We start from the raw sequence: 14300 nt of genomic DNA on the forward strand, positions 1-14300 counted from the left end.
CATCATTGCATGAGGAAAACGGTTGTTATTTTTATAACCTGTAACTATAATGATTACAGGTTGGTCGATACCAATCAAAAAAATAAAATCATCATGAATGGAGATGTTACATATGGGTATGAAAAAAATAATTTTAGCAGGTGCTTTAGGGATCGCAGCATTATCAGGAACAAATGTACCAGGATTAGAACTAACAAAAGCGAGTGCAGCTTCTATTGAATCGAATTTCTCGACGTTAGAAGGACGAGTAGTAGAAGTAGATAACGGTGTGATTGTTGTAAAATCTAAGCAATATGAGGAACCTGTTAGTGTGTATATTGATTCACTTTCAAACGTGAAAGTAGGAGATGAAGTAAAAGCTACTGGATCTATGATGCGTAATTTTACAGAATACATGGTTGCAACTGCAGTTGAAAATACAACAAACAAGTTAGGTATGCACATGAAAGAAGATGGCTCACCTAATTATGTAATTGGAGAAGTATCAAAAGTAGGAACGATGGAAGATGAGGGAGACGGTGCTACTAAATATGTTGTAGTTGAGTATCCATCGCTAAATGGGAAGAAAGATATTATTGATGTTTTCTTAACAAAGGGACAAGTATTTAATGTGGGTGAGAAAGTAAAAATTGATATGAAGTATGTAGGCTGGGGCGGTATTTCTATTAACTGGAACACAGTTGATCATATTGAAAAAGTTCATGAAGCAAAGACGAACGCTGAAAATAATGATGATGTATGGATTTGGTCTTAATAAGGCGAGTATAGGTCGTTATTTGCAATTTTCTCCAAACAATACATGTGAAAACTAAATGTATCATGCAGTACCCATCAAATTATTATGTGTATAACAATTTGATGGGTACTTTTTGTTTTGTGTTTTTTTGAGAATAACGGATTTCCAATAAGAATATGATGTTAACACTAGAGCGAAGGTGAAAAAATACAATATTGAAAGAGGTGTTTAAGGGTGGAACAAGAGGAGGTTTATTTACGAGCTAAAAAAAGGGTAGAGAATTTAAAAGCTTTTTACATTCATTTAACGGTTTATATACTAGTGAACTTAATGCTTTTTATTATAAATATAAGTTCTGATTCAAGTAAATTATGGTTTTTATATCCACTTGCAGGCTGGGGGATAGGTATCGTTATACACGGTTTGACAACTTTTCCAGTTGGGATATTCGGGAAAGAGTGGGAAGAACGAAAGATTAAAGAATATATGGAGAAAGATAAGTGAATTTATTTCTGAAACGTATGAATATAAAATCCCATATGAATTTCTATGATCACACGCTTGATGCGAAGTCTATTCTATAGCTTCGCTTATTTGCTTTGTATTTGAAGTTTGTGCGAGTGAGAGTGTTTATATTCATTTTTAGGCTGAATTGCATGTGAAATCAAAACTTTAGTTGTAGTACATAATAAATACAGTTATTTTACTTTCTTAATTACAAGTGGATATAGGATAAAGTTGATTTATCATCCTATATTAAAATAAAAATAAACCACTGTTCGATTTGAATATTCCACGATATAATGGTGAGAGTTTATGACAGAATAAATATTTACATAAGAAGTGAGGTACTGTATGAAAAAAAGAACGACAGACATTATTTTTATTATTATCGGTGCATTTCTTTTTGCATTAGGTGTCAATTTGTTTGTTATCCCGAATGAGTTTGGTGAGGGCGGGGTAACAGGTATCACGATTATTACGTACTATTTATTTGAATGGTCACCGGGTTTAGTTAACTTAATTTTAAATGCGATTTTGTTAATAGCCGGTTATAAATTTTTAAATAAGATCACAACAATTTATACGATTATCGCTGTAGTTACGAACTCACTATTTCTTCATTTAACAGAAGGTTGGACGATCGCTTCGGATGAAATGCTCGTAAATGCCATTTTCGGAGGTATATTTATTGGATGCGGGATTGGTCTTATTATTCGCGTTGGCGGAACAACTGCAGGTACTACCATCTTAGCAAGGATGACACATAAATATTTAGGATGGAGCATTAGCTACGGTCTACTGTTCTTCGATTTAATCGTTGCGTTTTCATCGTATTTCATCATTGGTGCAGAAAAACTGATGATAACAATTATTATGTTATATGTAGCAACGAAAGTGATGGAGTTTGTAATTGAAGGTTTAAATCCGAAGAAAGCCATTACGATTATTTCTGATAATCCCAATGAAATTGCCGGAAAGGTAACTACCTTAATGGGCAGAGGGGTTACTGTGTACTCAGGTCATGGCTATTACACGAAAACTCCGAAGGAAATTCTTTATGTTGTTATTAATAAGCAAGAAGTAGTGAAGCTAAAACGGATTGTTCAAACTACAGATCCGGCGGCGTTCATCGCTATACACGATGTTCGTGATGTGTTCGGAGAAGGATTTGTTGATATTTCGAAGGCTTAGAAATTATTTTTGATTAAAATAATCTTAATACTAAAACGTAAGAATCTATTTTGAATAATCTTTTTTCAAAATAGATTCTTTTTCTTTTTCTTGCAAAAAATTCAATTGTTTCTTAATGTAGTGATGTAGAAGGATGAACGAGAGAGGGTTTAATGAAGATGATACATATTTTATTAGCTGATGACGATAAACATATTAGAGAGTTGTTGCATTATCATTTACAAAAAGAGGGATTTCAAGTTTTTGAGGCGGAAGATGGAAAGGTAGCGCAAGACGTATTAGAGAAGGAAAATATTCATCTTGCGATCGTAGACATTATGATGCCATTTGTTGATGGCTATACGTTATGTGAAGAAATACGGAAGTATCATGATATTCCTGTTATTTTATTAACTGCGAAAGACCAGTTAGTGGATAAAGAAAAAGGCTTCATTTCTGGTACAGACGATTATATTGTGAAACCATTTGAACCAGCTGAAGTGATTTTCCGTATGAAAGCTTTATTACGTCGTTATCAAATGCTGAGTGCAGATATTATTACGTTGCACGGAACGACAATTGATCGAAAAGGTGTGGAAGTAAAGTGTAACGGTCAAACAATTTTGCTTCCTTTAAAGGAATTTGAGCTATTATCACAACTTGCTAGTTATCCTGGAAGAACATTTTCAAGAGAAGAGCTAATTGAATTAGTATGGGGAATGGATTTTGAAGGAGACGAACGAACGGTTGACGTTCATGTGAAGCGGCTGAGAGATCGTTTCTCAAAACGAACGGATGATTTTCAAATTACGACAGTGCGCGGCCTTGGGTATAAGTTGGAGTTGAAATAAGATGAAATCACTATATTCTAGATTTGTATTTATGACGGTCGGCATTATGCTACTTAGTAGTATTATCGGCTTTTTATTAACGAACGTATATTATCAAGTGAAGTTAAAACCGTATAACAGTGAAAAGATTTTAAAGTATGCTGAAGAAGTTAAATCGTTATATGAAAAGCAAAGTGAAGAAAATCAAGAGGCGTACTTACATTCTATCGCAAAGTTAGGGTATGAAATTTATATTGTCGATGATCAAAAGAATGGAAAGCGTATTGGCAATGCGTTTCGTAAGACGTCTATTAGCGATGCTACTGTTCATAAAGTATTGCAAGGAGAAACGTTTAATGGTGTTTCCACCTATCCAACTCGTCTCTTTATTACAGGGTTTTTCGATAATGAATTAATTAATAGCGTCGGTGTACCAGTGCAACACGGTGATAAACAGTACGCTTTATTTATTCGTCCTGACATTCAGAACCAATTTGGCGAAATGCGAATTTTCTTAGCGGTATTACTTGGGTTTATCGTACTAATAAGTATTATTTTTATAGCGATTGCAGCAGGTTATATCGTTCGCCCAATCCGTAAATTTACGAAGGCTACGCAAAAAATTGCGAGTGGGGAATATGAAATTGAATTAGACGTAAAACGAAAAGATGAAATAGGAACGTTATCTACAAGCTTCCAAAAGATGACGAAAAGTATAAAAGAACTAGATGAAATGAGACAAGAATTCGTTTCGAACGTTTCACATGAATTTCAGTCGCCGCTTTCTTCCATACAAGGTTTTTCGAAGACATTGCAAACAGAAAAGATGAGCGTGGAAGAAAGAAACCATTACTTACAAATTATTGAGGGCGAAAGTAAGCGAATGTCTAGTTTATGTAAACAGTTACTTACGCTCGCTTCATTAGATAAGGAGGAAAAGGTTTTACAAATAAAAGACTTTTCCTTACAAAAACAAATTAAAGACGTCATTTTTATGCTTGAATGGAAATGGCGGGAAAAAGATATCGCCGTTGAATTTGATGTGCCAGATATCACTATAAAAGGTGATGAAAACTTACTTCATCAAGTATGGAGTAACATTTTCACGAATAGCATTAAGTTTTCGAACGATGGTGGAACGATTGAGTTTTTCGTGGAAGAGTTAGAGTCTAACGTTATAATTTCTATATCAGACAACGGAATCGGTATGGAGCAAGAAGAAATGGATCGTATTTTTGATCGTTTTTACAAGGTAGATACAGCAAGGGCAAGAAACGTAGAAGGTAGCGGTTTAGGATTGTCGATTGTGCAGAAGATTGTTGAACTGCATAAAGGGACCGTTTTGGTATATAGCACGAAAGGGGAAGGGACGACTGTTCGGGTGGAGCTTCCTAAATAGATGAAAGAGGCTGTTTCGGAACGGCCTCTTTTTTGTTCGTTAGTCTATGTGTAAAGTGAAAAGAGTTGTTTTAAAGATGTGAGTAATCCTAATCCATAATTGGACTTGTTTGTAGAATAAGATTAGGAGGAAGTTTATTTGAAAATGTAGAATCTCTACAGAGTTATAAGGATTTTATTGAAAATTTAGCTATTTAGGGAGGAAATTACTTTGAAACGAATTGACTTGTTATTAAACGTACTAGATTCAACATTCGATAAAGAGAGTTGGTATGCACCGTTTAAACATGCTATAGAAGGACTTACAGCTGAACAGGCTATGTGGAAACCAGCTGGAGAGACAACGAATACCATTTGGGAGAATGTTAATCATCTCACTTATTACAAAGAAAGACTTGCTGCAAACTTGGAAGGCCGTGAATGGACAAATAATCTCGATGGTGGTGAAACCTTCTATCTTACCAATCAATCTAATGATGAGAAAGAATGGAAGAAAGTCGTTGAACGTTCTGAAAATGCTCAACGTAATTTAAGACAGGTATTGAGTGCAATTTCTGAAAAAGAGCTTGAACAAAATTCACTTGAGGGGAAATTACTGGATATCATGCTTCATGATGCCTATCATACGGGCCAAATTATTCAATTAAGGAAAATGCAGGGGGCATGGCCAGCAAAACGTTGATTGAACGTTTTAGATCGTTCTATTAAAGGTGTTATTATTGAATAAAACTTAACATCCAAGCATAACCCCGTTCTAAATTTAGAACGGGGTTATGCTTGTTTCTGCTATAAAGCCGCACCTTTCCCGCGTTCTTCCTTAAACCGAAGCCCAAAAGTATCTGCCGTAATTTCATCAGCTTTCGGCAAAGCCCGTAATTTTGGATGAAGTAGCCATACGAGGGAAATGAATAAAATCCCAATGCTAGCAAGCGCGAAAATGAGTTGGCTACTATATACATTCGCAGTGTATCCGCCAATTAAAGAGCCAAGTGGCATAGCAATTGTGCCCATACTCCGTGTGACTGAATTGATGCGCCCAAGATATTGGTTTGGAATTACAATTTGACCAATAGTTGCAAATAATATGTTGGTCGCACCAATTGGTATCCAAGCTAAGCCGAATAAAAAAATGGATAGCCATTGAAACGGTACAACCGTTGAGAGAAACCAAAAGAAAGCGCCAGTCGCAAAGCTAATAATGGAGACACGGCCAACATTATGTTTACCAACCCATGAACTGAATAGTGCTCCAATTAAACAACCGGCGGATATAGCGGCTAAAAAGAAACCATATAATTTTACACCGCCTAACGAATCAGCGAAAGAAGGGAGTATTGCCATCGTCATACCGATTGAAAAATTAGCGACAACGGAACCAATTAAGAAGACGCCCATTAAGGAACGAAATACGATTGAAAACCCTTCTTTTAAATCAGTAAAATATTGTTTAGTTGAAAGTGTTGTGTCTGCTTCAGTTTGTTTTGGCATTTTTAATGAAAAGAACAAAAGGGCAGTAATCGCGAATGTAAAGGAGTCGATTACATATAAAGTAATGGCGCCAAATAGTGCTACTAATATTCCAGAAAGAGTCGTGCAAATTAAATCAATGCCTTGGTATGCAAATGAGAAAAGTGAATTTCCTTTTAATAATTGTGTTTTATGCAGTAGAAGTGGTAAAGCTTTTGACTGTGCGGGATAGGCGAATTGTTCGATAAAGGCTACGATGGGCATGATGATGAGTAGTAGTTGGACTGTTAATAGGTCGAAGTAGTGTGTAATAGGAATGATTAAAATAAGAATGCATTGCAAAACTTGTGTGATGACGAGGGTGTTTTTAATGGACCATCTATCAACGAATGGACCAGTAAGAAATTGTAGTGCAGAAGGTAATAACGTAAGGGAACCAGCCAATCCAGAATAAAAAGGATTACCACTTAATTTGTATACGAGCCACATCGCGGCTACATAATACAAACTATCTCCTATGTTGGTGAAAATTCTTCCTAAAAATAATAAGAGGAAATTCCGGTTTTTTAATATGTCCACTTTATCTACTCCTTTATAATAAATTTATTCGGTAAAATAAATTTGACCGTTTATGTAAAAAAAATCGTATTACGATTTTTCTTCTTTTTTAATAAATTGCTGCATTGTTCTCTCAGCGATTTGAAGTGCAGTAGTAGAAATATAATAAGGTTTACTATTCGGATCTTTATCTGCACCTTTTGTGATTTCGTTTAATTCAGCCATTAATTCATAAAACTTTTTTATCCACACTTGAAATTGTTCTGGCGTAGCATCAAATTCCCAGCAGGATGAAACGTAATTCCACTTAGCTGGATCTTCACTTGCATTTCGTAATGTAAAAGCTTCTTCTGGTGCAGCGAGAATTTGGCTTTTCGTTCTTTCTATCATTTGTAAAAAGATTTGGCGACCTGATTCGCTTAATATTTCTAAATGAGGTAATAGATCTGTAGCAGGGGTGAAGCCTTTAGCGACAGATTGATAAAACTTTTGAATAATCCCATTCTTTTCTTCTGTATAAACGATCTCTATAAGACCATTCTTTTCTAATTCTTTTAAATGATAATGAATTTTCGCCCTTGAAATGCCGAATTTCTCAGAGAGTAATTGTCCAGTATAAGGACGTTCGCATAGACGTATCATCATTTCGGCACGTAGTGGATCGCTTAATGCTTTTAGTTGGCTATAAGTAGTTAGTGTTAATACGGGCTTCAACATGATCAACTCCTTGAATTAAATTACTCGGTCAATATTATTTGACTGAATTGTATCAAGGATTCTATTTATTTTCAATACTTTCAGAAAATTTCTTTTTTTACTCTGTAATCTTCTGTTCATATTCCGTTCATATTTCTTTTTTATGATTAGTGCATAGAAAGAAAGAGGAAGGAGCGAGCGAAATGTTTTTAGCTCTGCGTGAATTGAAACAATCAAAATTAAGATACGGATTAATCGGACTTATCATGGTTTTATTATCATTTTTAGTCCTTGTTATTTCAGGATTAGCAAATGGATTATCATATGATAATGCTTCATCGATTCAAAATATGGAAGCAAATAAGTTCGTTTTAGCGGATGATGCGGAAAATAAATTACTTCGTTCACAAATTAAGAAAGACGATGTAGATAACGTAGTAAGTCAAGTAGGCGAGAAAGAGGCAGTTCCGTTTCGTGTGAAAGTTTCAACATATGAAAAGAAAGATAGTTCGAAAAAGGTTGATATCGCTATTTTCTCAAGCGAACGAGATTCATTTTTAGAACCGAACATTGTAAAAGGTGAGAAATTAGGTACAGCAAACAACGAGATGGTTGCTGATGAATCGATTAAAGAGAAGGGAATCGATATTGGAGATACAATTATCGATCCTGTTTCAAAGAAAGAATTTACAATCGTCGGATTTACGAAAGATCAAATGTTTAGCCATACACCAGTCGTTTATGTAAATGAAGACGTATGGGGCGCTATTTCACAACCAAACCAAAAAGATTATAGTGCAATCGCACTTAATACAGATAAAGAAGTAAAAAATGCACACGTAATTGACAAAAAAGAAGTGCTGCAAAGTATTCCAGGATTTAAAGAAGAGCAAGGAACGTTAACGATGATTATTGCGTTCTTACTTGTAATCGCTGCATTACTAATTGGTGTATTCTTCTACGTTATTACACTGCAAAAAACACAGCAATTAGGTGTATTAAAAGCAATTGGTACGAAGAACTCGTATTTAGCAAATAGCTTAGTCGTGCAAGCGTTATTCTTATCAGTCGTTGCGATGGTAATCAGTATCGTTCTTGTACAAGGATTAGAACAAATTTTACCAGCAGGTATGCCGTTCTTATTAACAACACCGATGATTGCACAATATGGAGCAATCTTTATCGTAATTAGTATTTTAGGAACACTTATTTCGTTATACCAAGTATTAAAAGTTGATGCGCTAGAAGCAATTGGAGGCGGGATGTAATGACTTCATTATTAAAATTAGACAAAGTAAGTAAAGTGTACGGAGAAGGGAATACGGAAGTAACAGCCCTTCATCCGATGTCGCTTGATGTGAAAGCTGGAGAATTTATCGGAATCGTTGGTCCTTCTGGATCAGGGAAAAGTACGTTATTATCGATCGCGGGTGCTTTATTATCACCGTCAAAAGGAGATATTTACATTCGTGAGCAAAATATTACACAGTTATCGGAAAAGGAAATGACAGACATTCGTTTGAAAAAAATCGGTTTCATCTTCCAGTTTGCAAACCTTGTTCCATATTTAAATGTGAAAGAACAATTGCTTTATATTGCAAAGCTAAAAAAGGAAAGTAAACAAGAATCCGAAAAGCGTGCAGATCATTTATTAGCGGCATTTGGATTAGGAGAAAGAAAAAATCATTATCCAAATCAACTATCTGGTGGGGAAAAACAAAGGGTAGCAATCGCTCGTGCGTTCATGAACAATCCGGATTTAATATTAGCGGATGAGCCAACGGCGAGCTTAGACTCAAAACGTGCACGTAAAGTCGTAGAAATGATGAAACGTGAAGTGAAAGAGAGCCAAAAAGCAGCAATTATGATTACACATGATGAAAGAATGCTTGATGTATGTGATCGTATATTGACGCTTCGAGATGGACAGTTAATATAAAAAAAGGAAAACCGTACATGTATGTGCGGTTTTCCTTTTTTTAATGGATTTATTTAGAGAATAACGTTTTAATTTTATTACGAGTAAGTAATAAAATCCCGCCTAATACAGATAGCATTCCTAGAGCCATATTGTTTGATTGCTCGCTACCAGCGTTAGGAAGTTCTTTAGCGTTATTGTTTTTAGTACCATTATCTGCTTGCGTTTGTTTAGACTGTGATACTTCATTAATCTTGTTATCAACATTTTGCTTCGTTGTATGTAACTCAGCTAATTTGTCGTCAATTTTTTTCTCAGTATGCTTAAAGTCGTTGATTTTAATATCTAAGTCTTGTTTTTTCTTTGATAAATCATCTGAAACAGTTTGTTTCGATTGTTTAATTTCGTTAATTTTATTGATTAAATCTTGTCTAGCTTCTTGTAAAACAGCTAGTTTGTTTTTTACATCTTGTTTAGCTAATTCTAAGTTAGCGGAAAGACTTTCTAAATTGCCTTTAATTTTCTTAAGTTCCTCTAACGTATTACCAGTATTCGGCTTGTTTTCTTTTAGTTCAGCGAGTTTGTCCTCAGCAGTTTGTTTCGCTTTCTTTAACTCAGCTAATTTTTCATCTACTTGTTTTTTAACTTCCTTAAGTTCATTAACCTTTTGATCAATGTTCTCTTTATGTTGCTTCATTTCATTCACTTTTTCATCGACAGTTTGTTTATGTTCTTTAATCTCATTCACTTTGTTATCGATATTTTGCTTATGTTCTTTTACTTCAGCAACTTTATCTTCTACTTGTTTTTTATGCTCTTTAATTTCAGCGATTTTATCTTCGGCGATTTGTTTGTCTTGCTGAAGTTTTGCATCTAGTTCTTGTTTATGCTGTTTAACTTCGTTAATTTTTTCATCAGCAACTTGTTTGCGTTCATGTAGTTCATTCACCTTTGTATCCACATTTTCCTTAACTTTGTTAAGTTCATTTAATGTTTGATCCACGTTTTCTTTGTGTTGCTGTAATTTCGCATCTAACTCTTGTTTATGTTGCTTAATTTCAGCTAATCGATCTCCCGTACTTTGCTGAGGAGTAGCATCATTTACTTCTGCATGAGCAGAGTTTGCGCCAGCAATCATTGCTAAAGCTAGTGTAGACGCAGCGATTGTTTGTTTTGTTTTCATATTTTTGTACCTCTTTTCTTTCATATGCATGAGCTATTTTGTGTAAAAATGAGCATATAGAAGTAGATTCTTCCATCATTATATACCATCTGCACCGTCTAGAGGAAGTATTTGCATAATAATCTATGATTATGTAATTTTTATAATCTCTTATTTCGGATAGGGGAGTACTCTTTAGCGATATGAATAATTTTTAATATAGTAGAGTTTACATCCTTACTGTTACGAATAACAAACAAATAATCAGCTTCATTTTCTATAGGATCTACTACGTCTTCATGTAGTGATTCAACTTGTTGGCGGTGGAGGACTTCTTTGAAACTGGAATAGTTTCCCCTAAAAATATTTGTACTTCGTTTACTAAGGGCCACTCTTTCATAAAGTACATCATCTGGGATGTCAAAGTGAACTAATACGCGTATATATTCCTCCTTCTTAAACAATTCATTTAGCAAATACATTCGTCCGTTTAGGCTTCTATTTGAGTTACAAATAATAAGGTGTAAATTTGTATGTTCTTTCGCATAATCAACAATGAATTTTGAAAGACTGTGCTTTAGTGTATTTGATCCTTCTGTCGGCTGTAATTTTTCATAATGTGTGTTAATAAATTCAGCTTGGTTGTCTTGGTCCATAATAAAAGAATTAGGTAACTCTTTTTCTAGCTCTTTTGCAAATGTAGTTTTTCCACTGTGTGTTTTTCCTAGTGTAATGATGACTAATCTTTTCATGACGCCCTCCATTTGTATTGTTATGAACTGGAATATTCGGTGTAGATCGAAATCTTCCTGCTAGAGATTACACAAATTGTTGGAGCGTAGTAGGCTGAAAACTTGACAAAAAAACTTATTTATGCTATAATTTACCAATATAAAAATAAGGTGTATAATAGGGTTCTCCTGGCCAGGGGAACCCTATTTTTGTTGTGAACATGAAGGAGAGTGTATGTGCGTGAAACAAGGTGAAGCAAGTGTAACGTCGTTAGTATCAGCTTTCGGAAGGGCGTATCATAGTGAATTTGATAATCCTAAAATCTTTGATGATTATGTAGCTAAAGATTTCATTTCACAAAAAGAACGTAACAATATTGAAACGAACATGGTTCAAGGGATTCACTTTTTCAATAAAGAAATTGCAGAGCAGTTTCAAGACAATCCAAAAGAAATATTAAAATGGATTACGCAAGTTCAGTTATCACCAACACCTTTAGCACGTGCTGCATATTGTGAAAGAGTATTACTACATGAAATTACATTAGGAGCGAAACAATACGTCGTACTCGGTGCAGGCTTAGATACGTTCAGTTTTAGACACCGAGAATTAGAAAATAAAATAGAAATATTTGAAGTGGATCATCCTTCTACGCAGGTGTTTAAGAAGGAAAGAATAAAAGAAACAGAACTTGAAGTTCCAAAAAACCTTCATTTTGTTTCAATGGATTTTACGAAAGGATTTTCCTATGAACAGTTACGCAATGAAGGGTTTGAACATAAAAAGACTTTCTTTAGCCTTTTAGGTGTTACGTACTATTTAACGAAAGAGGAACTTGCTAGTTTATTAGAATGTTTATTCGAGATGGTTCCGGCAGGTAGTTCTATCGTTTTTGATTATCCTGATGAAAACTTGTTTACGGAAAAAGGGTTGTCTAACCGAGTTGAAAATATGGTAAAAATGGCAGTGGTAGGCGGAGAACCGATGAAGTCATGTTATTCTTATCGCGAAATGGAAGTATTGTTAGAGAATTCAGGTTTACTCATTTATGAGCACTTATCACCAGAGGATATAAATACATTATATTTTGCCGGAAGAAATGATTATTTGAAAGCTTTCGAGACGGTACATTATGTGCATGCGGTGAAGAGGTAGGAAATTAACAGGCATGGAGAGGAATCTCTGTGTCTTTCTTTATAAAAAAGGAAATGAGCTGTAGTGGTGGAAAATATAATTATAAATATATAATATCTATAAATTAATGTTTTGTAGAAACTAAAGGAAAGGGGAAATAGAAGATGTTGAAATTACAAGGGAAATACAATGAAGCAAAAGTGTTTACTACGAATGTAGAAAAAACTGCAGCAGGTCAAATTATTGATCTTTGTAACCAACAATTCGTAAAGGATAGCAAGATCCGTATTATGCCAGATACACATGCGGGCGCAGGTTGTACAATTGGGACAACAATGACAATTCAAGATAAGATTGTTCCTAATTTAGTCGGGGTTAACTAATCGGCTCAGACTTTAAACTACTCACTCAATTGACTGGAAACCCTAACGATAAAAGGCGAGGGCAATCAGCAGCCAGTGGTTATGGTGACATAATCGAATGGTTCAGAGACTTGTACTATGTTAGCAGACTAAGGTACAGAATTATTCCTCATCCATTTTGAATTGAAGAGGAATAATTAATACGGTGAGTCTACAGTAGAGACTGCATATCTCGATGACTGTAGAGAAGGTATAGTCCACTCTTTCAGGAAACTGAGAGGTAAGTACGATATTGGTTGTGGCATGGAAGTTGTTATGATTAATAAGAAAAAAGAGGAAATCAACTTCGATCACTTAGACGAAACGATACGCAAATTTGTCCCAAGTGGTTTTCGTATTCGAGATAAGGAACATAGATTTTCAAAAATGATTGATTTTGATAGTGTAAGAGCCCCGTTTACATTGCAACGTGCTCAAAAAAGTATTGGTACACTTGGCGGGGGCAATCATTTTGTCGAACTGAATGAGGATGATAAAGGAAATGTATACATTGTCATTCATAGTGGTTCGCGTAATTTAGGGAAACAGGTAGCAGAGTATTATCAAAACTTTGCTTACGAGCAACTTATAAACGTTAAATCTATTAAAGAAGAAATCATTGAACGTTTAACGAAAGAAGGTAGACAACAAGAAATACATGAAGCTTTACGTGAAATTAAGAAACCGGTGATTCGCAAAGAATTAGCTTATTTAGAAGGACAAGGATTTAAAGATTACATGAATGATATGAAAATTGCTCAAAAATATGCGGAGTTAAATCGTAAAGCAATGATTGATGAAATCGTCACTAAAATGGATTGGAAAGTAACAGATCAATTCACTACAATTCATAACTACATCGATATGGACAATATGATTCTAAGAAAAGGTGCTATTTCAGCTCAGAAAGATGAACGAGTAATCATTCCAATTAATATGAGAGACGGTTCTATCATTGCATTTGGTAAAGGAAATCCAGATTGGAACTTTTCTGGCCCTCATGGAGCAGGACGTATTATGAGCCGTAAGAAGGCGAAAGAAGTACTTAACTTAGAGGATTTTCAAAATACAATGACAGAGGTTTGGACTACATCTGTTGCAGAAAGTACTTTAGATGAAGCACCAATGGTATATAAGCCAATGGATGAAATTATTAAGAATACAAAAGAAACAATTGATATTAAACATATTATTAAGCCGATTTATAATTTTAAGGCGAACTAGAAGGGGAGTAACTTTTATTGTAATGAGGTATAGTGCTGGAAAGTATTAAGCATGGTGCTATTGGAAGTAGGGAAATTGTGAAGAATAATTTAAATGTTTATTTAGGTGTAAAAGCAGCTGTACGTATGTTTATCCTTTCAATTATTTTTCTATATTTCAACCCTTATAGCACTCAATTACTTGATAAAGAAGTATATATCACTGTATTGTTTATTTTTGTGCTTCCGTCTTTTATTGCAGGGCTTGTTAGGAAAACTGTGTTGCTGATGCTTTGTGGCGCGTGGTTAGTACCTGGGACTCTGTACTTTAGTATAGCTGCAATGCCAACGTTACGGAATTATTTTTAAGGGTTTATTTTATATCTATTGTT

Annotated in this window: 15 protein-coding genes and 1 pseudogene; 12 read left to right on the forward strand and 4 right to left on the reverse strand. The window is 34.7% G+C overall.

The features are described 5' to 3' along the window. The first annotated feature begins 112 nt into the window (after positions 1-112). From MRP26_RS18820 to MRP26_RS18845, 6 genes are all read left to right on the forward strand, one after another. Positions 113-754, forward strand: a complete 642-nt coding sequence (locus MRP26_RS18820) for a F0F1 ATP synthase subunit alpha (protein ID WP_000525484.1) — start codon at positions 113-115, stop codon at positions 752-754. A 216-nt stretch (positions 755-970) separates the two neighbouring features. Continuing rightward, entirely contained in the window at positions 971-1240 is a 270-nt protein-coding gene (locus MRP26_RS18825) for a 2TM domain-containing protein (protein ID WP_197241651.1), read from the forward strand. 351 nt (positions 1241-1591) lie between these two features. After that, complete coding sequence (locus MRP26_RS18830) at positions 1592-2431, forward strand: YitT family protein (protein ID WP_000747488.1); 840 nt, start codon at positions 1592-1594, stop codon at positions 2429-2431. A 152-nt stretch (positions 2432-2583) separates the two neighbouring features. Next, positions 2584-3261 (forward strand): response regulator transcription factor, encoded by a 678-nt coding sequence (locus MRP26_RS18835; protein ID WP_000781973.1) that lies wholly within the window; start codon positions 2584-2586, stop codon positions 3259-3261. A 1-nt stretch (position 3262) separates the two neighbouring features. Beyond that, positions 3263-4639, forward strand: coding sequence for a sensor histidine kinase (locus MRP26_RS18840; protein WP_242806560.1), 1377 nt, complete (start codon positions 3263-3265; stop codon positions 4637-4639). 210 nt (positions 4640-4849) lie between these two features. Further along, a complete protein-coding gene (locus tag MRP26_RS18845; protein ID WP_023522475.1) occupies positions 4850-5320 on the forward strand; it encodes a DinB family protein in 471 nt (156 codons plus the stop codon). Positions 5321-5424: 104 nt separating this feature from the next. On the opposite strand, the gene MRP26_RS18850 is transcribed toward MRP26_RS18845, so the two are convergent. Further along, a complete protein-coding gene (locus MRP26_RS18850) occupies positions 5425-6684 on the reverse strand; it encodes an MFS transporter (RefSeq protein WP_242806563.1) in 1260 nt (419 codons plus the stop codon). Between the two features lie 69 nt (positions 6685-6753). Continuing rightward, complete coding sequence (locus tag MRP26_RS18855; protein WP_242806698.1) at positions 6754-7377, reverse strand: ArsR/SmtB family transcription factor; 624 nt, start codon at positions 7375-7377, stop codon at positions 6754-6756. 185 nt (positions 7378-7562) lie between these two features. Between MRP26_RS18855 and MRP26_RS18860 the strand changes: the two genes are divergently transcribed. Together MRP26_RS18860 and MRP26_RS18865 are read left to right on the forward strand one after the other, a co-directional pair. Beyond that, positions 7563-8627 carry an ABC transporter permease gene (locus tag MRP26_RS18860; RefSeq protein ID WP_029442792.1) on the forward strand — a complete coding sequence of 355 codons (1065 nt, stop codon included), beginning with the start codon at positions 7563-7565 and terminating at the stop codon, positions 8625-8627. Further along, on the forward strand, positions 8627-9298 hold the full coding sequence (locus MRP26_RS18865; protein WP_242806565.1) for an ABC transporter ATP-binding protein: 672 nt from the start codon (positions 8627-8629) through the stop codon (positions 9296-9298). Before MRP26_RS18860 ends, MRP26_RS18865 begins: the two co-directional genes overlap by 1 nt. A 49-nt stretch (positions 9299-9347) precedes the next feature. Here MRP26_RS18865 and MRP26_RS18870 read toward each other — a convergent pair whose 3' ends face one another. Then, positions 9348-10460 (reverse strand): LPXTG cell wall anchor domain-containing protein, encoded by a 1113-nt coding sequence (locus tag MRP26_RS18870; protein WP_242806567.1) that lies wholly within the window; start codon positions 10458-10460, stop codon positions 9348-9350. 140 nt (positions 10461-10600) lie between these two features. Continuing rightward, the gene (locus tag MRP26_RS18875; protein ID WP_242806569.1) at positions 10601-11191 is read right to left on the reverse strand and encodes an AAA family ATPase; all 591 of its coding nucleotides are present in this window, start codon (positions 11189-11191) and stop codon (positions 10601-10603) included. A 214-nt stretch (positions 11192-11405) separates the two neighbouring features. On the opposite strand from MRP26_RS18875, the gene MRP26_RS18880 reads away from it, so the two are divergent. The 4 genes and pseudogenes from MRP26_RS18880 to MRP26_RS18895 all read left to right on the forward strand — a co-directional run bounded on the left by MRP26_RS18880 (position 11406) and on the right by MRP26_RS18895 (position 14277). Beyond that, on the forward strand, positions 11406-12326 hold the full coding sequence (locus MRP26_RS18880; protein ID WP_242806571.1) for a class I SAM-dependent methyltransferase: 921 nt from the start codon (positions 11406-11408) through the stop codon (positions 12324-12326). A 143-nt stretch (positions 12327-12469) separates the two neighbouring features. Continuing rightward, positions 12470-12685 (forward strand): annotated as a pseudogene (locus MRP26_RS18885) (RtcB family protein); the annotation flags it as partial. 285 nt (positions 12686-12970) lie between these two features. Further along, positions 12971-13930: an RtcB family protein gene (locus tag MRP26_RS18890; protein ID WP_098015218.1), complete on the forward strand. Its 960-nt coding sequence runs from the start codon at positions 12971-12973 to the stop codon at positions 13928-13930. Positions 13931-13962: 32 nt separating this feature from the next. Beyond that, positions 13963-14277: a hypothetical protein gene (locus MRP26_RS18895; protein WP_000893997.1), complete on the forward strand. Its 315-nt coding sequence runs from the start codon at positions 13963-13965 to the stop codon at positions 14275-14277. Positions 14278-14300 lie beyond the last annotated feature (23 nt).

It is taken from the genome of Bacillus sp. CCB-MMP212 (assembly GCF_022748145.1).
Taxonomy (GTDB): domain Bacteria; phylum Bacillota; class Bacilli; order Bacillales; family Bacillaceae_G; genus Bacillus_A; species Bacillus_A cereus.

Coding starts and splice junctions, on each gene's coding strand:
- MRP26_RS18820 (WP_000525484.1), top strand. CDS start 113: ATGGGTATGAAAAAAATAATTTTAGCAGGTGCTTTAGGGATCGCAGCA.
- MRP26_RS18830 (WP_000747488.1), top strand. CDS start 1,592: ATGAAAAAAAGAACGACAGACATTATTTTTATTATTATCGGTGCATTT.
- MRP26_RS18835 (WP_000781973.1), top strand. CDS start 2,584: ATGAAGATGATACATATTTTATTAGCTGATGACGATAAACATATTAGA.
- MRP26_RS18840 (WP_242806560.1), top strand. CDS start 3,263: ATGAAATCACTATATTCTAGATTTGTATTTATGACGGTCGGCATTATG.
- MRP26_RS18860 (WP_029442792.1), top strand. CDS start 7,563: ATGTTTTTAGCTCTGCGTGAATTGAAACAATCAAAATTAAGATACGGA.
- MRP26_RS18865 (WP_242806565.1), top strand. CDS start 8,627: ATGACTTCATTATTAAAATTAGACAAAGTAAGTAAAGTGTACGGAGAA.
- MRP26_RS18870 (WP_242806567.1), bottom strand. CDS start 10,460: ATGAAAACAAAACAAACAATCGCTGCGTCTACACTAGCTTTAGCAATG.
- MRP26_RS18875 (WP_242806569.1), bottom strand. CDS start 11,191: ATGAAAAGATTAGTCATCATTACACTAGGAAAAACACACAGTGGAAAA.
- MRP26_RS18880 (WP_242806571.1), top strand. CDS start 11,406: ATGTGCGTGAAACAAGGTGAAGCAAGTGTAACGTCGTTAGTATCAGCT.
- MRP26_RS18890 (WP_098015218.1), top strand. CDS start 12,971: ATGGAAGTTGTTATGATTAATAAGAAAAAAGAGGAAATCAACTTCGAT.